The organism is Marinobacter fonticola (genome assembly GCF_008122265.1).
GTDB lineage: Bacteria > Pseudomonadota > Gammaproteobacteria > Pseudomonadales > Oleiphilaceae > Marinobacter_A > Marinobacter_A fonticola.
Genome location: NZ_CP043042.1, coordinates 1,316,471 through 1,340,392, shown reverse-complemented (window position 1 = coordinate 1,340,392; position 23,922 = coordinate 1,316,471). Strand labels below are relative to the sequence as shown.

General features: G+C 58.6%; 19 protein-coding genes and 2 pseudogenes. 8 read left to right on the top strand and 13 right to left on the bottom strand.

Annotated elements, in window-relative coordinates; translation table 11 throughout:
* The first annotated feature begins 52 nt into the window (after window positions 1-52).
* Window positions 53-208: a DUF1127 domain-containing protein gene (locus FXO11_RS05980; protein WP_148862139.1), complete on the top strand. Its 156-nt coding sequence runs from the start codon at window positions 53-55 to the stop codon at window positions 206-208.
* Window positions 209-611: 403 nt separating this feature from the next.
* Here FXO11_RS05980 and FXO11_RS05975 read toward each other — a convergent pair whose 3' ends face one another.
* The 6 genes and pseudogenes from FXO11_RS05975 to wrbA form a co-directional block, all read right to left on the bottom strand.
* Window positions 612-1,082 (bottom strand): DUF302 domain-containing protein, encoded by a 471-nt coding sequence (locus tag FXO11_RS05975; RefSeq protein ID WP_148862138.1) that lies wholly within the window; start codon window positions 1,080-1,082, stop codon window positions 612-614.
* Between the two features lie 168 nt (window positions 1,083-1,250).
* Window positions 1,251-2,192, bottom strand: coding sequence for a carbohydrate kinase family protein (locus tag FXO11_RS05970; protein WP_148862137.1), 942 nt, complete (start codon window positions 2,190-2,192; stop codon window positions 1,251-1,253).
* A gap of 130 nt (window positions 2,193-2,322) precedes the next feature.
* Window positions 2,323-3,471 (bottom strand): lysozyme inhibitor LprI family protein, encoded by a 1,149-nt coding sequence (locus FXO11_RS05965; RefSeq protein ID WP_168203130.1) that lies wholly within the window; start codon window positions 3,469-3,471, stop codon window positions 2,323-2,325.
* Window positions 3,472-3,977: 506 nt separating this feature from the next.
* Window positions 3,978-4,082: pseudogene (locus FXO11_RS20650) on the bottom strand (S8 family peptidase); the annotation flags it as partial.
* Window positions 4,083-4,190: 108 nt separating this feature from the next.
* Window positions 4,191-4,648, bottom strand: a pseudogene (locus FXO11_RS05960) (S8 family serine peptidase); the annotation flags it as partial.
* Window positions 4,649-4,904: 256 nt separating this feature from the next.
* A complete protein-coding gene (gene wrbA / locus FXO11_RS05955) occupies window positions 4,905-5,504 on the bottom strand; it encodes an NAD(P)H:quinone oxidoreductase (RefSeq protein ID WP_148862135.1) in 600 nt (199 codons plus the stop codon).
* A 251-nt stretch (window positions 5,505-5,755) separates the two neighbouring features.
* Between wrbA and FXO11_RS05950 the strand changes: the two genes are divergently transcribed.
* Window positions 5,756-6,415 (top strand): potassium channel family protein, encoded by a 660-nt coding sequence (locus FXO11_RS05950; RefSeq protein WP_148862134.1) that lies wholly within the window; start codon window positions 5,756-5,758, stop codon window positions 6,413-6,415.
* Window positions 6,412-7,779 (top strand): TrkH family potassium uptake protein, encoded by a 1,368-nt coding sequence (locus tag FXO11_RS05945; protein WP_148862133.1) that lies wholly within the window; start codon window positions 6,412-6,414, stop codon window positions 7,777-7,779. The genes FXO11_RS05950 and FXO11_RS05945 overlap by 4 nt, the downstream gene beginning before the upstream one ends.
* 18 nt (window positions 7,780-7,797) lie before the next feature.
* Here FXO11_RS05945 and FXO11_RS05940 read toward each other — a convergent pair whose 3' ends face one another.
* Window positions 7,798-8,724, bottom strand: coding sequence for a cation diffusion facilitator family transporter (locus FXO11_RS05940; RefSeq protein WP_148862132.1), 927 nt, complete (start codon window positions 8,722-8,724; stop codon window positions 7,798-7,800).
* A 190-nt stretch (window positions 8,725-8,914) separates the two neighbouring features.
* Between FXO11_RS05940 and FXO11_RS05935 the strand changes: the two genes are divergently transcribed.
* Window positions 8,915-9,880, top strand: a complete 966-nt coding sequence (locus tag FXO11_RS05935) for a ChaN family lipoprotein (RefSeq protein WP_148862131.1) — start codon at window positions 8,915-8,917, stop codon at window positions 9,878-9,880.
* Window positions 9,881-9,903: 23 nt separating this feature from the next.
* Here the strand turns inward: FXO11_RS05935 and FXO11_RS05930 are convergent, their stop codons facing one another.
* From FXO11_RS05930 to FXO11_RS05910, 5 genes are all read right to left on the bottom strand, one after another.
* The gene (locus tag FXO11_RS05930; RefSeq protein ID WP_148862130.1) at window positions 9,904-10,557 is read right to left on the bottom strand and encodes a glutathione S-transferase family protein; all 654 of its coding nucleotides are present in this window, start codon (window positions 10,555-10,557) and stop codon (window positions 9,904-9,906) included.
* Window positions 10,558-10,614: 57 nt separating this feature from the next.
* The gene (locus FXO11_RS05925; protein ID WP_148862129.1) at window positions 10,615-12,372 is read right to left on the bottom strand and encodes an alkaline phosphatase D family protein; all 1,758 of its coding nucleotides are present in this window, start codon (window positions 12,370-12,372) and stop codon (window positions 10,615-10,617) included.
* A gap of 241 nt (window positions 12,373-12,613) precedes the next feature.
* Window positions 12,614-13,822 (bottom strand): SO2930 family diheme c-type cytochrome, encoded by a 1,209-nt coding sequence (locus tag FXO11_RS05920; protein ID WP_202980293.1) that lies wholly within the window; start codon window positions 13,820-13,822, stop codon window positions 12,614-12,616.
* 66 nt (window positions 13,823-13,888) lie between these two features.
* Window positions 13,889-15,241, bottom strand: coding sequence for a parallel beta-helix domain-containing protein (locus FXO11_RS05915; RefSeq protein ID WP_227546052.1), 1,353 nt, complete (start codon window positions 15,239-15,241; stop codon window positions 13,889-13,891).
* A gap of 336 nt (window positions 15,242-15,577) precedes the next feature.
* Window positions 15,578-16,594: an AraC family transcriptional regulator gene (locus FXO11_RS05910; RefSeq protein WP_148862128.1), complete on the bottom strand. Its 1,017-nt coding sequence runs from the start codon at window positions 16,592-16,594 to the stop codon at window positions 15,578-15,580.
* Between the two features lie 164 nt (window positions 16,595-16,758).
* Between FXO11_RS05910 and FXO11_RS05905 the strand changes: the two genes are divergently transcribed.
* Window positions 16,759-19,605, top strand: coding sequence for an HD domain-containing phosphohydrolase (locus tag FXO11_RS05905; RefSeq protein ID WP_148862126.1), 2,847 nt, complete (start codon window positions 16,759-16,761; stop codon window positions 19,603-19,605).
* 34 nt (window positions 19,606-19,639) lie between these two features.
* Here the strand turns inward: FXO11_RS05905 and FXO11_RS05900 are convergent, their stop codons facing one another.
* Entirely contained in the window at window positions 19,640-19,819 is a 180-nt protein-coding gene (locus FXO11_RS05900) for a hypothetical protein (RefSeq protein WP_148862124.1), read from the bottom strand.
* A gap of 280 nt (window positions 19,820-20,099) precedes the next feature.
* Here FXO11_RS05900 and FXO11_RS05895 point away from each other — a divergent pair, with 280 nt between their 5' ends.
* From FXO11_RS05895 to djlA, 3 genes are all read left to right on the top strand, one after another.
* Window positions 20,100-20,669, top strand: coding sequence for a gamma-glutamylcyclotransferase (locus FXO11_RS05895; RefSeq protein ID WP_148862123.1), 570 nt, complete (start codon window positions 20,100-20,102; stop codon window positions 20,667-20,669).
* 234 nt (window positions 20,670-20,903) lie between these two features.
* Window positions 20,904-22,484, top strand: coding sequence for a hypothetical protein (locus FXO11_RS05890; protein ID WP_148862121.1), 1,581 nt, complete (start codon window positions 20,904-20,906; stop codon window positions 22,482-22,484).
* Window positions 22,485-22,847: 363 nt separating this feature from the next.
* A complete protein-coding gene (gene djlA, locus FXO11_RS05885) occupies window positions 22,848-23,621 on the top strand; it encodes a co-chaperone DjlA (protein WP_148862119.1) in 774 nt (257 codons plus the stop codon).
* Window positions 23,622-23,922 lie beyond the last annotated feature (301 nt).

Below are 23,922 nucleotides of genomic sequence, written 5' to 3'. Positions count from 1 at the left end.
CTCGCACTATCATACCGCCATATTAAATAAAACCCTTTAATAGGAGGTATACATGAAGCGAGTTGCTGGTGTTTTTAGCAAGTGGAGAAAGAAAAGAGACTTTGCTTATTTAGTAAGTCGGATGGACGAACGCCTGCTGTTGGATGTCGGCTATTCTCGCGAGCAAGCAGAGGACCGCTTGAGCAAACCGTTTTGGAAGTTCGACTAAACACAGACGTACCTTGGGCCTGACCAAGGTAATGCAGGAACGCAAGCAAGCAAGAGAGAATACCGACCGATCCCCCAGAGGCGCCGTAGCAGGCCGCAGCCAAAGGGAAAAGAAGGTATAAGGTTCTTCACCGGTGGATCGCGCTTCGCCAAATAAGCGAGTGGATTTCAGGAACCGAACCAAGCCCTAATCTCAATGCGAGGGCTTATCTTAAATACCGGTGACCTAGAAAGATAAAAACAGGGGTGGGTTGGACAATTGCCGTCGAGCCTGCCCCAATGTACTCCCTTCATTACTAGTTCATTTCAGCAATCAATAATTCCCCTGCTCACGTTCTTTCTTCCTTGATACAACCCCCGCGTTCAACACCTAAGTGCAATACGCAATTAACTCTTCTATTTAGCTACTGTGTCGCTGCTTTGGCCAAACTACGCAAAGCCGCCTCAATCTTTTCCATTTCCTCGTCGCAGCCTTCGATATTGTGGCGCTTTTTCAAGTATTGTGGATCGTTGTAGCCCAACCAGACCTGTCCGTCGGCGTCTTCCCAGACCAAGGCCTTCTGCGGCAAATCGATGGCAACGGACTGGGCACACTGCATCAGCGGGGTGCCGACCTTGGGGTTGCCGAAGACAATCAGTTCAGTGGGACGCAAATCCAGGCCGACACCTTTGGCGCCGTCGGTATGATTGATGCGTTTGAACACGGTCATACCTTTCGCGTTAAGGACGTCTTTAAGTTTGTCGGCCGTGTCGTTGACGCTGTGGCTACTCTTGACGGTGACGAGCCCTTCGGCCGCCCAGAGCGCTGCCGGTGCGCACAAAAGTGAAAGGCTCAATAAGAGAAGGCCGGAAAGCCGGATAAGGTATAGGCGCATCGCAAATCTCCCGATTGTTCCATTCATCTGTAGCGCTAACGCCACGTTTTTCCAAGCCACACGCTCCTAAGCATAGCGCCACACGCGCATTCCGCAATCTGCCAGTCACTTTCAATCCATGTCACCCGCGAACCGGCAAACTGGCCCATTCAACGGCCCAAGCGCTTATCACCTCACCTCTTCCCGATTCGGCAAGGCATCGAACGCCCCGTACCGGGACACGGCAACCGCTCCACACTTGTTGGCAAAAGTGAGCGCTTTGCCCAGGCGGGCTTCGTCTTCGATCCACCGGTCCAACGTGGCGGGCACGATATCCTGATCTGCCAGCTGATACAGCAGTCCGGCTACAAAGGCATCGCCGGCCGCAGTGCTATCGTTGACCTGCGCCTTGGTCGGCGTCAGCTGGGTGCTGCCGCCCGACCAATGGACGTTGAGGGGGTTGCCGCCATCGGTCACCAGAATCAGCCGAACGCCGGCCTCCAGCAGCTCGCGAACGAGCTTGTCCTCGTTGCCGTAGAGCGCATCCAACTCCTCCCGGCTGAGCTTGACGATATCGGCGGCGACCATAGCGTCCCAGATCGGTTCACGGGCATTCGCGCCGGCGGTCCATAAGTTATGACGATAGTTGACGTCGAAACTCACCAGACAACCGGCCTGCCGTGCCTTTTGCATCAGGGCGAGTGTGGTGAAATGGATATCCGGCTCAGTCAGGGTATTCGAGCCGCTGTGAAAAATAGCCGGGCGGCTGAATATGCCCGGCGGGCAGTGCTCGACCCGGTAAAGCAGGTCGGCGCTACCATGGCGATAAAAAGCAAAGCTGCGCTCGCCCTTATCGTCCAGACTGACGAAGGCCAGCGCCGTTAATGCGTCATCGGTTTGAAGCAACGGCGAGGTATCCACACCGTAACCTCGCATGGCGCGCGCCAGTTTATCGCCAAACATGTCGTTGCCCACCTGCCCAACGAAGCTTGCCTGACCACCCAGTTTGGCCACACCCACGGCCACGTTGGCCGGTGCGCCGCCGGGCTGTTCCAGGAAACGACGCTGGCCTTCACCCGGCAGTGCGAGCATATCGATCAGTGCTTCGCCGAAGGCAATTACTCTCATCATCTTGTTTTATCTCCGCCATGCGCATCCAGTTGCTTACAGAGATACTCGCATGCCCTGCGCCGAAATGACGTAAGCGAAAAGTCGTAAACGGAAGAAAGAGAAAAGAAAGTCCGTTGCGGCGGACGACAATTCACTCACGATACGTCTCTACACGCTTCAACCATCCCGGCAACCACTGCGCCTTTTCAATCGCCCGTGGGGCGTTCTCGGCACGGCGAGTCAGCACTTCCGCAGCGGATTGCCGGAAAAGGTCCACAGCGGCGCGGGTCTGTGTTTCCGGCATGTGCTGGAGCACCTGCAACAAGCCCCAACCTTCTCCATCGTAACGTTCGCTGGCAGAAAGCCCTTCGCCCTTGAAGTTCACGTAGTCGATCAAGGCGTAGACCCCGCCTGGCGTTGCCGCCAACGCCTTCAACCGCTGGCTGATGGCGGCCTGCTCGGAGGTGGGGGCCGCCTCGACGACCCGGGTCATGGAGCGCTCGGCCCGCCGAAACATGAATTCCGCTTGCAGGTGCTTGGTCCGGTTCAAAAACCGACGCAAGCCTTCAATCTTTTCGCTTCCTTGCGCCGCGATGAAAGCCTCACGATCCGGCCAGGGGGCATCGAGCGGCTCAAGCCGCGTCAGCCAGCCAGGCAAGTCAGCGGACCGAGCCTGCATAAAAGCGACCAAATCCGGAAAACTCTCCACAAAACGACCGTCCACCCCGGTGGGGTACCAGATGAAATGACCGATCCCGAGGGACGGGAAGGCTTCGCCCCGATTCCAGTGAACCAGACAATCGACGTTGCCGGCGCACTCGTTCTGGAATATTTTCTGCCCGACTTCGGCGAGCTGATCGTCGGTCAGGTCCAGCTGGAAAGCCGCTTCCCGAACGCTGGGATCGGGCAGCACCGGCGACGAGGCATCGCCAAGGGTGAGCCAACTCTGCCAAAGCTCATAGATGCGTTCGCGGGTCATCCTCAATTGGCACTGACCGGCCGCCGTCCCACGAAGCGTACCGTCTTTCAAGGCCTCGTAGATTGCGCCACAGTGGGCCTCACGATAGGCCTGCCAGGTCGTTTGCGAGGCATTGATCCGATCGGTGAGTTCGCTATTCTCCGCATTGCGCCGAAGGCTGGCCTGCAAATACTTATCGAGGGTGGCTTCAGCCCGTTCCACGGTCTGTCCGGTACAGCGATTGATATCGACGGTCGTCACCGGAGCCGCACAATCGAGCGGTTCGGCCACGGCGATATTGGCCATGAACCACAGCGCACTGGATAAAAACGCACACTTCACGAACGACGCTCCCTTCATGAACGCATACTTGATGCCCGAGTACGTGATGACCTGTTTGATGGCCGTCTCGATGAGGCTCTTAATAACCTTTCCGATAAAAAATAGAAACGCCCGAGAGTTCTAGTGCCCCTTAACGAAAGTTCGTCACCCGTCAGAGCTCCGCAGTTCTACCCTGGCAAGGCGCGTACCGCAGGGAAGGGTTATTCCCTTTTCAAGTTGCGCAACGCGGTCAGGGTAGAACTGCGGGGCTCCCTACGGGCGCGGCTGTGCGGCTGCCCGACCGCGTTGCACTCACTTGAATTGGCTACGGCCAGTCCTGCGCTCGCGCGCCTTGTCGGGCAGCCGCACAGCCGCGCTGACAGGCGACGAACTTTTGTTAAGGGACACTAGCATGGCCCCTTCCCATTCGCCTTCATGTCCGCCAATAGGCTACCCGGATTGACCAGCCCCCAACCAAACTGAGGATCGAAGCCGGGCGCGCCCAGGTCGATGGCCATCATGGATAGGTGTTTCTCCACATCGGCCTGCGTATTGAGAGGCGTGTCGCCACCATACTTGCGGTGTTTGGAGAGCATGAGCGCCACGACACCAGCGACGAAGGGCGTTGCCATCGAGGTGCCGCTGAGTTTGACGTAGGCATTAGGCGGATAGGTGCGTGAATCATCGGGACATCCATCTGTGCACCAAGACTCATGGAGATAATGTCGGCCCCCTGCTCCACCGCCCAATTGACGCCGGCAGCAATATTCTCGCCGGTACCGGAGCCATCGTCGCCCAGCACCTTGCCAATGAGAAGCTCGGCCTTCGGCGCAACACCGACCACCCCGCGGCTGTTTTTGCGCGCGGCGACAATCCCCGCGCAATGGGTGCCATGCCCCTGCTGATCGGCAATACCGTGAGGGCTGTTGGTGAAGTCCTTGTAGTTGCCCGCCGGGATGGAGCCGGTGAGATCCGGATGATTCAGGGACACACCGGTGTCGAGAATCGCGACTTTGACACCCTCCCCCTCGGAGATGCGCCACAGCGACGGAATATTAAGCAGTTTCAGGCCCCAGTCCTGAATCTCCGACAGGCCAACGAAAATGTTGTGCACGGTATAGGGCGGCAGGCGGAAGATGGGCTCTCTGGACAGGTCTTTTTTTGTCCCGGTTGCTGTGGTCCCGGCTTTCTTGCTCATGACGAACGCCCCTATTCCATGTCGATGCTTTCGATACGTTCAGCTTAGCCGACCCGGGGCGCCCGGCAATCACTGTGACAGCTTCGTAATCAGTGATGAGGCCTCATTTTTACTTCGCCACCAACAAACTCAAGTGTTCCACGACCAACTCCTCCGCCATCTCTGCGAAGACGAATGTCTGACCGGGCTTGCCACAAGCACCGCGCAACACAGCGATTCGCCGCAGAATGGACTTTTCAGAAGCTCCTTAGCGGACTTAGTCAAACAGTCGTGCAGTAGTCCGTGCAACAAGCTCGCCCTGATGCCGCGCGCCTTCCAACTCGATTTCACTGGGCTGGCGCGCGCCATCGGAACCCGCAATGGTCGTTGCGCCATAGGGCGCACCGCCCACGATTTCATCCAGGGTCATCTGTCCTTTGTGGCTATACGGTAGGCCGACGATGATCATGCCGAAGTGCAGCAGATTGGTAATCATGGAAAATAGCGTCGTTTCCTGGCCGCCGTGCTGACTGCCGGAGGAGGTGAACGCGCTACCGACCTTGCCGACCATCGCCCCTTTGGCCCAGAGTCCGCCGGCCTGATCGAGGAATGTTGCCATCTGACTGCTGACACGGCCGAAGCGCGTCGGCGTTCCCAGCACGATAGCATCGTAGTTTGCCAAGTCTTCCACCTGGGCAATGGGCGCTTCTTGATCCAGTTTGAAGCCTGCATCCTTAGCCACATTTTCCGGCACGGTTTCCGGGACCCGTTTGACATCGGCCTCCAGATTCGCGTTGCGAACACCGGTCGCCACGGCGTTAGCCATGGTTTCAATGTGACCGTATGAGGAGTAGTACAGGACAAGAACCTTAGCCATGAATAACCTCCTGTTCAGTGAATAGGCATTGCATCCGTCATCGGTAACTACAGTGCACCCCTCCGGCGCCGGCCATCAAGCGCAAAAAAGCCGAACGCATTACGGTCTATCAAGTTTCGACCGCCGAGGGCCTGGGCGGCAGCAGTGGACTCGGTCTCGAAAGCGCATCCTAAAACAAGCGTATTCAGAATTTGCTAACATCAAACTCCGCACTGCTCGACCCGAGCGAGACCCAGGAACAAGGACGCGCCATGATTGAGCGACAGCAGGTCGTTGTAATTGGTTTAGGTGTTTTCGGTGAAACCATCGCCAAGGAGTTGACCCGCCTTGGACATGACGTACTGGGAGTGGATATCGATGAAAGCCGGGTCGACCGCCTGGCGGAGACGATCACCCATGCCGTCATTGCCGACGTGACCAACGAGCATGCCCTCAAGGAACTCGACGTGAGCCAATACGACATCGGCGTGGTGGCAATCGACGAGGACTTCGAAGCCGCCATATTGGCCACGATGCAACTGCTGGACCTGGGTATCGAGAAAGTCTGGGCCAAGGCAATCACCAGCCAGCATCACCGGATTCTCGACAAAATCGGCGCGACCCGGATCATCGGCCCCGAGTTCGAGATGGGTGTACGTGTCGCGCAGGAACTCAACTACCCGATGGTGAATAACTACATCGATCTCGGTGACGACGAGTTTATCGTCGAGATCTTCGCCACCGACAGTCTTGACGGCACCGCGCTTGCCGATCTGGCCGGCGAAACCGAGGCCGAAGTCAAGTTGCTATTGGTCAAGCGCGGCTCAGACACGACCATCAATCCTTCGAACGACTTTGTCTTGCGCAAGGACGACCAGATTGTCCTTGCCGGTACCCTGACCGAATTTCGCAAACTCGCCGACCGAGTATGAGTAACTGGCGACCTGCCTTTTTCCCCAGGCACCCTCGTTCCTCACGGTCGGGCCCGCGCCGCACCAGCCCACCGCGCCTGCTGATCGAGAGTTTTCTGGTGCTCATCACCATCGGCACCTGCCTGTTGAAGACGCCCTGGGCTACCCACGTACCCGTTACCTGGCTGGAGGCGGCATTCACGGCAACGTCCGCCGTTACGGTCACGGGCCTGGTGGTGGTCGATACGGGCAGCCAGTTCACGGTTTTCGGGCAAGTGGTCATTCTCTCGCTGATCCAGCTCGGCGGCCTGGGGCTAATGACCTTCGCCGTGCTCACCGCTGTGGCTCTGGGTTTCCGGTTGGGGCTAAAGCAACAATTGTTCGCGCAGGAGGCGCTGAACGAAATTTCCATCAAGACCACCCGCAAGGCGGGCGCCTCCATCGCCGCCTTTGCTCTGATCAGCGAAGCCATCGGACTGCTGATTCTGGCTGGCTTTTTTGTGCCGGAAAAAGGCTGGGGCGACGGCTTGTACCACGCGCTGTTTTACAGCATTTCCGCCTTCAACAACGCCGGCTTTGCGTTGTCTTCCTCAAGCCTTATGAGCTACGTCTCCAGCCCGGGCATTACGCTGACGGTTTCAGCTCTGTTTATCGTCGGCGGGCTGGGCTATATCGTCGTCAAGGAGGTGGTGGAAAAGCGCAGTTTTTCGGCCCTTTCGGTCTATTCAAAGCTGATTTTGGTCACCACTGTCATTCTTAACCTGGCGGCAACCGCGATTTTCCTGCTGCTGGAGTACGGCAACCCCAATACCCTGGGCGCATTGGGCGGGTGGGGCGATAAACTTTTGGCCGCTTGGTTCCAAAGCACCACTCCGCGCACGGCCGGCTTCAACACCCTGGATATCAGCGCGCTGACGTCGGGAACCTGCGTCATGTTCTTGCTGCTGATGTTTATCGGCGGTGCGCCTAATTCCACGTCCAGCGGCATCAAACTATCGACATTCGTGATCCTTATCGCCGCAACGCGCTCTTTTTTGCGGGGCAATCTCCACGCCACCCTCTTCAAGCGCTCCCTGACCCAGGAAGCCGTTATCAAGGCGCTTGCCATTACCACCATCGCTATGGCGACCATTTTCCTGGGCGTTTTCGGGCTCGCGATCACCATGCGCACCGGTTTCCTCGACCTGGCTTTCGAGGTGGTCTCCGCCTTTGGCACGGTGGGTCTATCCCGGGGTACCACCGGCGAACTCGGCGCTCCGGGACAGATCATTATCATGGTTGTGATGGTGGTTGGCCGGGTCGGCCCGCTAACCCTGGGCTACATCCTTACCATGCGGCGCAAGTTGCACGTACGCTACGCGAAGACTGAATTCCCGGTAGGTTAAGCGGCTACGCGCGAACGATCAGCACGGCTCCGGCATCGGACAACCGCTCATGTCGCGCTCCCACTGGACAGTCACATGGCTGATGTTAAATTCCTCGCGCAACCGCCGCTCCAACGTTTCCAGCAGGGCATCGTCCGCTTCGGGATCGGGTTTGACCAAATGCGCCGTCAGGGCGTTTTCGGTGGTGCTCATCGCCCAGATATGAATGTGATGGACATTTTCGACCCCTGGCAGGTCAATCAACATCTGGCGCACTGCATCGGGATCGATGCCCGCCGGTACCGCGTCCAGGCTGAGGTTGAGGGATTCACGCAATAAACCCCACGTGCCCACCAGAATGACGATGACTATGCCCAGGCTCACTATCGGGTCAATCCACGCCTGACCGGTCCACAGGATAAGCCCCCCGGCAACCGCGACACCCAATGACACGCCAGCATCCGCAGCCATGTGCAGGAAGGCGCCGCGCACGTTCAGGTCATCTTTCTGTCCGCCGATGAACAGCATCATCGTGGCCGCGTTGATGACCACACCCACCAACGCCACGACGATAACGGTCATGCCCGCTACATCCGCCGGATTGGAAAAGCGACGTACGGACTCCCAGGCGATACCACCGATGGCCACCATCAGTACCAGCGCATTGATCAAAGCCGCCAGGATGGTGGTTTTCTTGAGTCCGTAGGTGCGCCATTTGGTCGCCTGCCGCTGCGCCAGCCAAGCCGCGCCCCAGGCCAGAACCAGCCCCAGTACATCGCTCAGGTTATGGCCGGCATCCGCCAGCAGCGCCATGGAACCCGCCAGCACGCCATAGACCGCTTCCACCACCACAAAAATGACGTTGAGCACGATGCCAATGGCAAATGCGCGGCTGTTGGGCACCCCGTGAGAGTGGCCATGGTGATGCCCGTGGGAATGGCTCTGATGAGAATGACTGTGCGTCATGCGTGCGGCTCCTAAGCAGCTCGAATTCTACGAAAACCCAATGCTGCATTTCTAAACCCTGCAACCACTTCAAGGTCAAGCGCTCGCCACCGATCCGCTATAATCAGTGGCTTCCTGAAACCCAAAGTGAATTCGCTCTGTGGGAGTCCCCAACGTGCTTGCCCGTTCCTTAGTGTGTTTCGGCACTTCAATGCTCCTGTTAGCCGGCTGCTCGACGGTCAGTACAGTTGAGCCGGCGCCAACCCGGTCGCTACCACCTCTGCATTCGCTGCTCAATACCCACCTGATCGACACGGACACAGGTCAATACATCACTGCCGAAGCTCTGGCGGAGCGCTGGCAGAATGTCGATGTCGTGATCATCGGCGAGCTCCATGGGCATAACGGCGCCCACCTGCTCCAGGCCCGGATGCAGGTGGCCCTCTACCCGCACCGTCCGCAACAGATCCTGTCGCTGGAGCAATTCAACATGGATTATCAGCCGCAACTGGATCGCTACCTGGCTGGCGAGTTGGGCGAAGCGGAAATGATCGAGGATGCGCAAGCCTGGGATAATTACCGTGCGTCTTACCGGCCCCTGGTGGCTTTTTCCGCCGCTATGGGTGTGCCGGTCATTGCCGCCAACGCCCCCGCCACGGTGGTGCGCTGCGTTGGGCGTCAAGGCGAAGAGGCTCTGGGGGCGTTCGCTCCGGAAACACGGGAGTTGCTGCCGGAAGATCCATTCTATAGCGATCCGGCTTACCGGGAGCGCTTCTTCGGCGCCCTGGGCGGACACAGCACCAACGCCTCCAACCAGCTAGAAAACCGCTACAAGGCCCAAGTGTTGCGGGACAACACCATGGCCAGCCGCATTTTAGAGGCCCTCGACGCTCACCCAGAACATCAGGTACTGCACCTGACCGGCACTTTCCACAGCGAAAACCGCCTGGGGACTGTCGCAGCGCTAAAAGCCCGAGCGCCGGATATCCAGGTTCGCGTATTGAGCCCGGTCGTGGTCGACAATCCCCGCGCGCCCGGTTTCGACCAAGCCGATCTGGAAAAAGGCGACGCTATTTACCTGCTTGCACCGTTACCGCCGGAATACGTGAACCCCGAGCGCATGAAGGCCGCGATCAGCGAGCAATTCGCCAAGGCCCGGGACATCGAATGTCCCTGAGCTTCAGTGCACGAGCTCGATCATTAGGCCTCAACACCCACCTCGTCTTCCGCCACGACTTCTTTTTCGTCTCTGGCGGCCGACAGCCAATGCTGCATGCTGCCGTGATCGCGCAGCCGTTCAGCGTATTGCCGGGCGCTATCGGATAGCTCGACATCATAGGTCAGGAAGCGAAACGCCACCGGCGCGAAGAAGCAATCGGCAATCGAGAACGAGCCGAACAGCCAGGGCCCGTGCTCGCTATAGCGGGAGCTGTACTCGGTCCAGATGGCGTCAATACGGGCAATGTCGGCTTTCGCAGCGTCGCTCAGTTCGATCCGCCGGCGCGCGCGGCAGTTCATGGGCATTTCCTTGCGCAGAGCGGAAAAGCCCGAATGCATTTCCGTGCATACGGCCCGGGCCTGTGCCCGGGCCCAACGGTCGGATGGCCAACCTTGGCCATCGAGGTATGTTTCAGACACGTACTCACAAATGGCGAGAGAATCCCAAACGGTCACGCCATCATCGATCAGCACGGGAACACGGCAGGTCGGCGAATACTGCCCCAAACGCCGCGTAATATCGTCCTTGTGCAGGGATTCCTGAATCTCTTCGAACGCCAGGCCCGAAGCGGACATCAGTAACCAGGGTCGAAGCGACCAGGAAGAGTAATTCTTGTTACCGATGACGAGTTGCATAGGTATCCTCTGGAAATGCAATAGGGTTCGCGACAGAGGTCAGGGCCGAACAGTGCATTAAGACACCGCCTGAATCTGACGTGTTGCAGGCGTCGTCTTCAATGACATCCGGCGGGATGCGTCCAGACTGTAACTGGTAGCCTTAATGGTATCGACGTAGCGCCAGTCGGCTCGGGCTTCATTGAGCGTCAACGTGATCAACAGATAGCCGCGCTGGTTAATGTTGGTGTATTGCAGATCATCGATTAGCGTCTGGAGGGCTTCTTCGGCCCCGGGAACCGCGTCCTCCGGCAACCCCAGATAGTCCTCCAACCCTGGCGATGTGACAGATGCGGTGGCGAACTCCACGCCGACGGCATTGCCGGCCATGTCCTTGAGATCGTTGCCCCAAGCATTATGGGTATCCCCTGCCAGTACCACCAGGTTTTTGTCGAGCTCGCGCACGGAGGCTAGCACCACTTCCCGCTCGTGGTAATAGCCGTCCCAGGCATCGAGGTTATAGGGCAACTCGGCGTCTAAGCGAGCTCGCTCTTCGGGTGTTAAAGTCGGATCGTTCGCCAACATGCGGGCCTTGATCGTCGCAAGCTCCTCAAAGAGGGGCAACAACACCTCAGGATCAGGGTTTTGGATACTGAGCAGTAACTCCGCCGGCAATGTCATCCGGCCCATGAGCACCTGCTGGCCCAGCACTTGCCAAGTGGCCGTCGAAGTCGCCATCTGGTTCTGCAGCCAGGCCAATTGTTCCGCGCCCAGCAGTGTGCGGTTGGGATTGGTCACGTCCTCCTCGAACTGGGCGGCGTTGATGGGATTCTCCGGGTCGCCAGTCAGGTAGTTGGCGTAGCTGAGCTGTTCATCGCGTCCGATAATCCGCGTATCCAGCATATAGAGACTGACCAGATTGCCGAACTGGAAGCTGCGGTAGATCGTTTGCTGGTCGTCTTCGCTGGCGGGACGCACCGGCATCCACTCGAAATAAGCCTGCAGGGCAGCCGTTTTGCGAGCGGTAAAATCACCCTCTTCGCCTGGCGTATGATTTTCGGCACCGTCCTCCCAGGCGTCGTTGGCCACTTCGTGGTCGTCCCAAACGGCAATGAACGGCGCAGCCGCGTGCAGGGCCTGCAGGTCGGTATCGGTGTGGTAGAGCGCGTAGCGTTTGCGATAGTCGGTCAGCGTCAGCAGTTCGGTATCGTTATCGGCCGGCAACGTACGACCCAGGGCTTCGGCATCGCCCGACGCATAGCCGCCCTGTTCGTATTCATAGATGTAGTCGCCGAGATGGACGACCGCATCCAGCTCCGCTTCCTGTGCAGCGGCGGCGTAGACATTGAAGTATCCCGCGGGGTAGTTGGAGCAGGACAGCACGGCTAACCGCACCTGCGATACCGCGCCCTCCGGCAAGGTCCGTGTGAGACCGGCGGGCGAGACGGTGTCGCCTTCAGACTTAAAGCGGTAGTAATACGTTTGGCCTGCCTGCAAATCCAATACGTCCACCTTTACGGTGTAATCGTTGGCGGCGCGGGCCATAGTGTCGCCCGAGTGCACCAGATTACTGAACTCGGCATCGGTCGCCACTTCCCAGCCCACGGGTATATCGGAGCTGTCATCGTCGTCGGGTGTTATTCGGGTCCATAGTAGTACCCTATTCTGTAAGGGGTCGCCGCTAGCCACACCATGCTGAAAACCGACGGCACGATCGTTATCGGAGTCGGAATCCGAATCCGAAGAAAAACAACCTGACAGGCCTGTAGAAATGGCTACCGTACCGGCCGTGAGAGCCGAGATACGTAAGAATTCACGTCGCGTCAAACGTTGCATGACAAGTCCTTATGTTAAAAATCAGCTCCAGAAAATAGCCTGGCCCGATGACAGAACGATGGCGACGTCTTCCTGCCAATTCGTTGAACTGTATTGAGAGGGAAACTTCGGGGAATAATAGTACGGCTTGCGCCATCGGGCCAGATGACGTCTGGCCACAGCACAAGGAACAGCCCTTCGGCGAGGACTGGCTATGCGTTGTATTTGGGGCGCCTTATCGACAGGCGCCCCCCACACAACGTCAGGATGAGCAGGTCGTAGCGTCCAGACTGTCGATCCAGGCTTCGATTAGCGCCAGACCCTCGTCATGCACGATTGTCCGGCCGATCTCCGGCATTTTGTCCCCCGGCTGGTTGCTCGCCATGCGGAAATGCAGAATCGAGTTCGCTGCGTCGCCGGGAACGACATCGTAGCTCAGACTGCCTCCACCATAGGCCACAGGCTTCTTGCATACGCCATGCTTGCGCGGGTCGGTTTCGTAGTCACGCCAGTATTCCAGGTGCAGGCCGGTGTTGCTGGCGCCGCCTTCCGGGCGATGGCAATGGGCACAGTTGACGTCCAAATACCCTTTGGCCAAGGCCATCAAGCCTGCATCGGATTGGCCCGATAGCAGTGTCGCATCGGCGTCGCTGTACGCGGGAATCGTCTCGATGCTATGCACATCGGCAGGCACGCCAGCGAGAATCCCCGCTCTCTGCCAGTGCTCAAGCTGATTGCCCGCTCCGGACGGATAATCGAAGTCGCGATTGAGCAAGCGCGCCTTGGGACCGATAGGCTCGATACCCGTGGTGCTGCCATCGCTGTACTGGTGGCACTGTTTACACTGATTCTTGTCGGGTACCTGGTAGGCCAGATCGATTTGTTGGCCATTGTGGATAGTGGTTACATTCACCGTGCCGCCGGCCACCCGTAGTTCGGCATCCGTGAAATCGTCATTCCAGATGTACGGCAAGGCCACCCAGCCGCTCTCGCGATGAATCATCAGGCGGGTTTCGATCATGCTTTCGTTTTGCGGGCCGCGAAAAGCGGTATCCGCAGGGATCGAAAAGGTCTTTGTGATCACCGTGCCGACGGGAAAATCGAAGGCCTCCCGACTGACGTAGGTTGCCTGGGTTCCCTCCGGTACGAAGACAAAACGGTACTTACTCGAGTAATCGGTAAAAAGCGGCGTCGTCAGGTCATAGGGCGTGCCTGTGCCGTTAGCCTTTGCCGTGGGATCGCCACTGTCGGCAAACAGGCGGTAGCTGCTCAGGAACTTGCAATCCGCGGTATTTAACGCCGCTTGGTTAACGGCGCCGACCTGTTCGCCGCAAACACCGCTTTCCTTTCCCGGACTTGCCGGCTCCGCGGTGTCGTCAGTGCCAGAACTCCCACCGCCACCGCAGGCCACGAGAGCCAGACTGCACACTAATCCGCCCAGCACATTTCGGTAAGACATCGTCAGGAACATGTCGCTCCACTCCTCGATGAGCCCCGCCCCAGACAGGGGCGGAGACAGCGTTGCTACAGGGATGGTTCAGAGCAGGCAGGACGAAGCGCTGGGATCTCCAGACTCGCTGGAACCGCAGCCGTATGCCGTGCCGTTAATGGTGGCGGACGATGCGGGCAGGCGCGCCAGAGGCGTCGAGCAGCTCAGTAGGTCGCTTTGGCTCACCTCGAAGAACAGGCGAGCCTGCGGCATCATGCTGCCGTCGAAGTTACCGCTATCGGCGGGATCGGTACCGTAGACCTGGCCGTAACTCGTATCGCCGTTATTCTCGGCACACACCCTATCCTCGGGGCCGAAAGGGGCGCCCGTGGTCGAAGCATCAATCCCGGCATTGGCAACTAATTCGCCCAAGCCGTCGTAGAGTACCGCCGGGAAGGCACCGTAGTTGGCCACATAGGCGCTGATGATATCCTCGATAAACGCGCCCTCCGGCGCCGCTCCGGAGTCGGAAATAGCGTTGTCATGCACGTGGATATTACGGGGCACCGCTTTCCAGCCATCGTCGATAACGGGCTGGTAGGTGGGATTCGAGTAACCGAGATTTTCGTCCGCAAGATAGAAGGAGCTGATCGCCACAGATGTGGTGTTATGGCCAGTGATCGTGTTGTCGTAGATCTCCACGTCGCTGGTGGAAAGCACGATCACACCGGTACCCGGCGGCACGATGTGTACACCCGCCGGATTGGCGCTCGCGTTGGCAAAGTTGGTGGTGTTGTTGTCGGTCACGTCATTGTCGAAGACGCGCACCGTCGAGCCGTAAAGCCCGTTGCCGATAGGCAGATCGAACACCAGAATACCGCCGGTATTGCCGGTAGCGACGTTGTCGTAGACATCGGCATGGGTGGAATTCTCAATCTCAATGCCGGCCACGTTCTCCACGGCCTCATTACGGCGCACGACAATATTGCTGGATTGGCCGACATAGACACCCGCATCCGCCGAACCGCGCACGTAGGAGTCCTCGATCAGGACGTTCTGGCACTCGACGGGATAAAGGCCGTAGGCGCCGTTGCCTTCATCCAGCTCACCTTCCCACACCGTCGCCACCGACTTGATATGGATACCGTCGGTATCTTTCAGCTTGATCGCGTTGTTGGCCGCCTCGTAGACACCGATATCCTTAATCGTGATGTTTTTCCCGTTCTGGACAAAGATGCCGTCGCCGCCGGCGGAATCGGAGAAGTCCAGAATCGTTTTCTCCTTGCCGTAACCCATCAGGGTGATGTTGTTAACCGGCGTGCCGTCCCCGTCGGAATCGGCATCGAACGTCAAGGTGTCGGCCATGTCGAAGCGGCCTTCCGGAAAAACGATCACCGCGCCGGATTCGGCGTTGATAAAGGCTTCCTTGGCATTCTGTGTCAGGTTGTCCGCCTGGGGCACCCTCAGGAAACTGCGATGCCGTACCTCCGTCGCTATCGGAGCTATCGGAACTGCCGCGGCAGCCGGCCAGGCTCGCGACCAACAGCAACGAGGCGGCAACCGTGCCTGCCTGAAGCGCTTGATGCTTTGTCATTGTTATCGACTCCCTTTTTTGTGGTTATACCGGGGTTCCGGGTCTTACCAACTTAGGGAGTGACTGACGCGCTCGCGAGGGAAAGCAGCATGCAGATCCGTCAGGCCACTGTGCAATTCCTGAAATCCATTGCAGCACAAGGCTTGCAAGAGCGAAAACAAATCCTGTAATCGCTGTGCAAAACGTGAAATCAGAGAATTTGATCAGACGCTGGCGAGTGACGAGCCGGCCTTCTGCCGGTACTCGGTGGGCGTCACACCCGTAATCTCGCGAAAAGCGCGATTGAAGGAACTGAGAGTACGGTAGCCCACGTCCAGGGAGACATTGAGGATCGGCATATCCGGCGCGTTCAACAGCCGCCGGGACGCGTCGGCAATACGCAACTGGTTAATGTAATCGTTGAAGTTACGGTACCCCAGGGTCTGGTTGATCACCCGGCGCAAGCGATACTCCGGAATGCCGGAGGCTTCGGACAGCATTTTCAGAGTCAACCGTTCGGTGCGGTAGTATTCTTGGTCCATAATGCGGGTAAGAACCTGCGCATCGGCGCTCCGTTCCACACACGGTTGCGCTAAGGGCTCGACCGATGGCGCCGTCCCAGGTTCGGCCACCTCGAGCACCCCTTGCCGTCCTTGTAACAGGAAAAAAGCGGCGAGAAAGGCCGCCACACCGGTCACCATTCCCGGCGTCAGCTCGCCGGACAACCCCATGTTCAGCGTAACCACCGCCCAGCCCACAGCGCTGCCGACGACCAGCAAAACGACCAATCGCGCCCGGCGCCGGGCTTCCACCAGATCGTCCTGCCAATGGGAAATCACGTGCCAGAAAGCCCTGAGCATAATGGCATACTCGAAGTAGCGGCCCAGGCTCCAGCCGAAAAATACGCCGGGGTTCAGCGGATCATCCGGTGCGACGAATGGCCGCGCAATCGCCGGTGCGACAAAGCTGTAAGCCGCCATAGCGCCCCAGAGGCTAACCAGTTTAGGTCGCCGGGCGAAGGTGAGTTCGCACAGCAGCCAGAATAGGCCGGGCAAGGCGGTCTGAATGTTCGAGGTAATCCAGCGCCACTGCGGGTCCATCAAGGGATCGAGCAGGAAAGCCACCGAGGTCACGACGATCAGCAAGAACACGCGGCCAAGCCGGGAGTGGCGGAAGTCACGCAGAATAACGACGCTCAGCAGACAAAGGCAGCCGAGACCGAAGCCAGTTAGGAGATGCACGAAGGTTGCCTTTATTTATTCTTGTAGTCAGATCAGCAGTCTATGCCGATGATCCAAATGATCAAGTACCGGCTTTGTGCAATAGTGAGATGAAAGACTACGCTTGATCTTACCGACAGTGACTGTATTGAGGGGCGATGCGGTACATGCAGAAGGATCTGACCATGACGCGCGACCCAAAGCGCTATCCCCTGGCGCTGCTCACTTCTCTGGCGATTACGCTGGGCATGCTGATTCTGACTCTAACGCTGATCTATCAGGCGCACCGGGGTATGGAGGCCGCCAAGCTGAGAGCCACGTCGGATTCGGTCGAAGACCTTGTCTTTGCCGTAAACGACCGCATCCGCTCTCTGACCGAACCGCCGGTTACCGCTCTACTCCTACTCAGAGGCAGCACCCTTGCCCAGGCAGAAACACTGGACGAGCGGCTTGAGCACCTCGACGTGCTGGCCGATATCCTGCGCATCAACCACATCGTCGATGCCGCCTACATGGGCTACCCCAACGGTGAATTCTTCCTGCTTCGCCGTATGCCCGAAGACGACACGTTTCTTGGCGCTCCCGGCGCTACCCAATTCGTTCTACAGACCATTACGCTGGACGAGAATAATCAGCTAAAGGCCGAGCTGCATTTCTACAGTTCGCGACTGGACTTGCTGGAGCGCCGCGCCAACCCGGATACCGGATACGCCCCGCAGCAACACAACTGGTACCAAAAAGCGGCCGGCACCAACGACATCGCATTGACCGATCCCTATGTGTTCTACACCACAAGCGCTGTCGGCCTAACCCTGGCTCGCAAAGCGGCGGATACCCCTGCCGTAGCCGGTATCGACGTGACCGTCTCGGCCTTAAGCAGCCAACTTGAAGCGCTGAAGCTGACGGCCAACACCGAGATCGCGATTGTCGACCGCGAGGGCACGGTGATCGCTTATCCGGACCCCTCACGCATGATGGCAGGCCCCGATCACACTCCCCAACTGGCGTACTTGGAGCAATTGGACGTTCCCGCCCTGGACCGCGTGCGGGCCATGCCTGTCAGCACCGAGGCACGACAGTTCAGTATTGCCGACGGCGAATGGTTCGGTATCTCCGCGGCTCTTCGGCCCATGCACGGCGCCGGCCTGCAAATGCTGATTGCCATTCCCGCCGATGAACTGCTGGCCGATGCGTGGAGCCTCGTGCGCCAGCAGCTCTGGATCGCGCTGGGTCTCGTGCTGGTCCTGCTCGTCCTGGGTTGGCGGTTAGGACGACAGTTGGGAAAGCCGCTGGAACAATTGGCCACCGAGGTGGGCGAACTATCGCGTTTCCGCTTCGACACGCCGATATCCACTGAATCCCGCATCCGCGAGGCTCACGGCCTGGGCTTGGCGATCGAGGACATGGCGGGCACTATCCGCAGCTTTCAGTCCATCTCGACGACGCTGAACCGGTCCCAAAACCTGGACGCCTTACTCCACGGTATCCTAAATGAGCTGATCAGCATCCTTAACGAAAAACGCGGCGCGATCTACCTGTTTCGCCAACCGCTGTCACAGCTGGAACTTGCCGTATCCGTTGGGCCAGAGCGCACAGCGGTCATCGACGGGATAGCGCAGCACCAGACCGACACCGACATCACCCGCGATCTTCGCCAGCGCCTGACAGACCACGCGGTTTACGCCGTTCTGCGTAACCGGACAAATGAGCTGGTGGGTGTACTGTTAATCGATCTCGACGAGGCGCATTTCGGCGCCCTTGACGAGAACACCATCCGCTTCGTCAACGAAATTGCAGGCTCTGCGGCGGTAGCCATCGAAACCCGCCAGCTTATCGAAGGCCAGCAGCGGATGATCGAGGGCGTCATCCGCCTGATTGCGGACGCAATCGACGCCAAGTCGGCCTATACCAGCGGTCACTGCGAACGCGTACCCAAGCTCGCCAAGATGATCGTGGATAAGGCCATCGACACTCGCAGCGGGCCATTCACCCACTTCGAAATGACCGAGTGGGAGCGCTACGAGTTCCATATCGCCGCCTGGCTGCACGACTGCGGCAAAATCACCAGCCCGGAGTACGTGGTCGACAAAGCCACCAAGCTGGAAACCATCTACAACCGCTTGCATGAAATCCGCACCCGCTTTGAAGTCCTGCATCGCGACCTGGAGATCGACTATCTCAATCGCCGCCTGGCCGGTGAGGACGACGACCAGGCCCGGCCAAGAAAAGACGCGCTGCAGGCGGAACTTCAGGCGGATTTTCAGTTCCTGGCGCAAACCAACATCGGTGGCGAAGCCATGGACGACAGCGCTGTCGAACGCGTGGTAAGAATCGGCGACCGGCGCTGGCTCCGCTACTTCAGCGACCGCTTGGGGCTCTCTCACGATGAACGGGCACGCCATACCGCTGAGCCGGAACCGGCCTTGCCGGTGGAAGAGACGTTGCTGGCCGATAAGCAGGAGCACATCGTCCCCTGGGATGAAGGCCGCAAACCGCCCGTAGCCCGGGACGATCCGCGCAATCGCTGGGGCTTCGATATGGCCCTGCCGGATACGGCCTACAACTATGGCGAACGCTACAATCTGACGATTCGCCGCGGCACCCTAACACCGGAAGAGCGCTTCAAAATCAACGAGCATATTGTGCAGACCATCATCATGCTCGATGAATTGCCCCTGCCCGACCGGCTATCGAAAGTACCGCGCCTGGCCGGCACCCACCATGAGAAGGTGGATGGCACCGGCTACCCCCGCCAGCTACCGGGCGAGGCATTGAGCGTGCCGGAGAAAGCCATGGTCATCGCCGACATCTTCGAGGCGCTGACCGCGGTCGACCGGCCCTACAAGGAAGGCAAGACCCTGACCCAGGCTCTGGGCATCATGCGCAACATGGCCAGGGAGGGGCATGTGGATCCTGCCATGTTCAACCTGTTTCTGCAGTCTGGGGTTTACTTGGATTACGCCCGGGGATTTCTGGGCGAACAACAGATCGACGAGGTGGATGTGAAGGTCTACACGGTAGCTGAGTCATAGCATCGTAGTGCGCTGACAGTGCGCTGACAGTGCACTAGTGCGATTTGACCTTCTGCTTGCCGCATCGCTCGCAGCGATAAACGGTGACTAGCTTGCCGGCTTTGACGTCAAATTGCTTATCCTTGCAGACCACCCATTTGTGGATATCGTGCTGACAAAGCCCCTTGCGGAGTTTCTTCTTTTCCGGCCGTTTGAAAGGAAGGACATCGCCCATATCGGTTTACTCGCGGTTGGACCGATATCGAGCATACCGCCTAGCCCGGTGCTCGGGAAGCGAACCGGCCACCAACGCCTCCCTACTTCAATTCTCAAAGGACGCAGCATCGTGAGAGCCGCAAAGACAGGTGGGACCATTCCAGTTAAGCAACGGCGACCAGGCTTTTTCCCAGGAGGCGGACACAGAGAGCTGCACTCTCCCGCTCTCTCCCGTTATGTGCGTGCGAGCCAGCATGCTATGCTGGCCTTCGACTACACTTCCGCATCTATCTTTTGCCATGTCCACGAATACGGTTGAAATCAATCGCCAGCGCCATCGCTTTGACGGTCGCGAATCCGTATGGCTGTTCGGCTACGGCTCGCTGATCTTCAAGGCAGATTTTCCTTATCTTGAACGCAAACCGGCCTCCATCCGGGATTGGGAGCGTCGCTTCTGGCAAGGCTCCCACGATCACCGTGGCACGGTTGAGGCGCCGGGACGCGTTGTTACGCTGATCGAGAAACCCGGCGCACTGTGCCGCGGCATGGGCTACCTGATATCGCCCCAGGTGTTCGACCACCTGGATATCCGCGAGAAAAACGGTTACCTACGCTTTACCACGCAGCTTACCTTCGACGATGGCCAGCAGGTGGAGGGTTTGGTTTACATCGCCACCCCGGAAAACACGGCCTTTCTCGGTCCCGCCCACGAGCGCGATATCGCTCGCCAAATTGCCTCCGCGACGGGCCCCAGCGGGCCGAACCGGGACTACCTGCTGCGGTTGGCCGACTCCCTGCGAGATCTATCCGCCGTCGATGTGCACATCTTCGATATCGAGCGCTATCTGAATGAGCAAGCCTCGGACTGATGCTCACGTTCGTCCACCCCTAATCTCAGCGCCTAGTGCACGATGCGGATGCGTATTTATGTAACTTTTTGTGGCATATGTTTTCTTGTAACCTTCCGGTCATCTGCCTTCGCTTCAATGCCTGTCAACTCGAAAGCCCTTCCGTAACAAGACACTGTGCCTTTACACCGGGTTGAACATGCCGCCCGGCGCGTCTTGATGGCTGAAGGGTCCAAACCGACAAAGGTTCAGGTCATGTCTGCGAAGTCTTCTCTGCTCATCGAAATGCTGTGGCGCCTCAAGCGGGTTGTCGACCAGGGCCAGTGTCCCGGCGTTCAATTCATCCATCTCAACAACCTTCTGCGCGACGTCCCGTACCGGCACGATATTCTGACTCGCGTGGAAGCGGCGGGCTCTTCCGAGCTCAAGGCGTTGGTGAAAGACATTCGCGCGGCGGATACCGGCGAGCCGTTGATGGCGGCCCCCCGCACCCAGCGCTACGAAAAGGCTGAAACACCGTCCGCAAACCCGCGCGGACGCGCGTTCAAGACAACGGCCTGGGCTTTACCCGTGGTCGCTACCGCGGCGGTTATCGTTGGCTTCACCGCATTCGAAAACAAAACGGTACGCGTCGGCCAGGACGTCCTGGCCGACACTACCTGGAAAGCCGGCAAGACTTACGTGCTGGAAAAGACCATCTACGTCGACCAGGGCGCCAACCTCACTATCGAGAACGGAGTGACGGTCAAAGGGGAGCGCGGTTCCGCTCTGATCGTGACGCGCGACAGCAAACTGTTCTCTCGCGGCAGCGCGGACGCTCCGGTTGTCTTTACGAGCGCTCAGGACAACGGCCAGCGTAAACGCGGCGATTGGGGCGGCGTTGCGCTGCTGGGTAAAGCGCCGGTCAATCAGCCTAACGCGGCCATTGAGGGCGTGCCCGAAGGCGACAGTCGCGGCCGGTTCGGCGGGAACGACCGGCAGGATAGCTGCGGCGTGATGCAATACACGCGCATCGAATTCGCCGGCTTCGAGGTTTACAAGAATAACGAGCTTAATGGCCTGACGCTGGGCGGATGCGGTCAAAACACCATCGTCCAGCATGTCCAGGTTCACCGGTCACTGGATGACGGTATCGAGATGTTTGGCGGTCAGGTCGATCTCAAGCATGTGGTCGTCTCCGGCGCAGGCGACGACGGGATCGACTGGGACTGGGGCTGGACCGGCCGGGTCCAGTTCGCGATCATCCAGCAGCATCCGGACGCTGGTGACAATGGCTTCGAGGGCGATAACAACGGCGATGACCACAATGCACGCCCGCGTTCGGAACCGACCTTCTACAACGTCACCATGGTCGGCGGCGGGCTGTCCGCCAAGAAGCACCGGGGCATGGTCATCCGCGAAGGCTCCGGCGCCCACTTCCACAACATGATTATCGACAGCTACGGTATCGAGGCCTTGGACCTGCGCGACGAGGTGTCCGCCTTGGTGGGCGCGGGAACCTTGTCGTTCTCCGGCAGCATTGTGGCCAGCACCGGCAATCTTGGCCAGAGTGCCGATGAGCATGGCGATACGGACGACGACTACGGTTTCGACGAAAAAGCCTGGATCCGCTCGCCCCAACACCACAACCATTTCCGCGTGGAAAGTGCGATGATGACGTCGGCGCGCAATGTGAGTTCACCCAGCTTTCAGCCCATCATGACCTCGCGTCAGATGCAGGCCGTCGCGCCGCCCCAAAGCGAATTCTTCGACGAATCGGCTACCTTTCAGGGGGCCATCAATCCAATCGCGGAGAAAAGCTGGCTCGACGGCTGGAGCGCCTTCCCGGAAGCTTGATTATCCTGTTAGCAGGCACCGCTGTCCTTGACGGCGGTGTAGATTTCTGTGGGCGCAATTCCCAAGCCTTTGCCGGTTAGGGCGGACGGTCGCCGAAATGCCCCACCCCTGAGCCTCCGTCCACTGGTACACTGGTTATCAGTACCCGAGTCATTAGTACACTGCTGCCAAGAAACCTCTAGTTAAGTCTGTTGGCGATTCTGCACGCCTTGAGGGCCGTTCTGCTGTCGCCTATCAATACAGGCGCGGAACGCCGCAATGCATTTCCATACGCTATCGACCGGCAAACGTTGCTAAGATACCCACGGCTTATACAAGTATCGTCATGACTGTCATAGCAAAAAACACGATAGGATTCCCCGCATGTTCCTCGCACTTTTTATCGGTGGCCTCATCGGCTACAGCTTCGGACGATTTCCCGGCCTGCTCATTGGCGCGATCGTAGGCTACATCCTCGCCAAGGCCCTAGCCCACAAGCTACGCCAGGGTATTTTCCGGGTTCAGTCCCAGTTCCTTGAAAGCACGTTCTCCGTCATGGGCGCGGTGTGTAAGGCCGACGGTGTGGTCACTCAGGATGAGATCCAGGTGGCTGAAACCCTGTTCAATCGACTTCGTTTGTCCGGCGAGCAGCGTGAAACGGCAAAGGCCGCTTTCCGCCGCGGCAAAGAGGACGACTTCGATCTGGACAACGAACTGAACCTGTTGCTGCGTGTGACCCGTGGCCAAAGCGCGCTGCTACAGATGTTCCTGCAGGTCCAGGTCTCCGCCGTGGGCGCCGATGGCGAGGTGCATCCGGCCGAACATGAAATGCTGGTTCACATCGCCCGCAAGCTGGGCATCCCCGAGGCCCAGGTTGACCAGCTTGAAGCCATGCTACGGGGAGCCCGTAGCGGCACGGCCGGTGGCGGTCCCGCTCGCGGCCAGCAACTCGCCGATGCTTACAAAGTACTGGGGGTTTCCGAATCCGCCAGCGATGCCGAACTGAAAAAAGCCTACCGCAAGCTGATGAGTCAAAATCACCCCGACAAATTGGCGGGACGCGGCCTACCGGAAAGCATGCGGGAAATGGCCGAGGAAAAAACCCGCGAAATCAGCCATGCCTACGATGTCATCAAGGACGCGCGCAGTTCGAATTGATTGCGCCAACCCACGTACTCGACGTTTTCCTCAGACCGCATTCTGCGCGATTAGCAGGAAGGAAAATCGTATAAAACAGGAGTTATTCGGTTCTCCCGAATGAGCCAAGGACGGCTTTAACGACCGCGGTAGCGCCGGCGATCGTCGCTGTACACTTTTTATACGCAACCTGACCTTCCAACACTGCCGCAATCCCGCCTTTCCCGTCATAGCCGACCTGCGAACCACCTCCCTAGAATCGCAAGTGTTTCGTTCGGTGTATGAACTGCGAGACAAAACAACGCCAAAAACTCTCAAATGA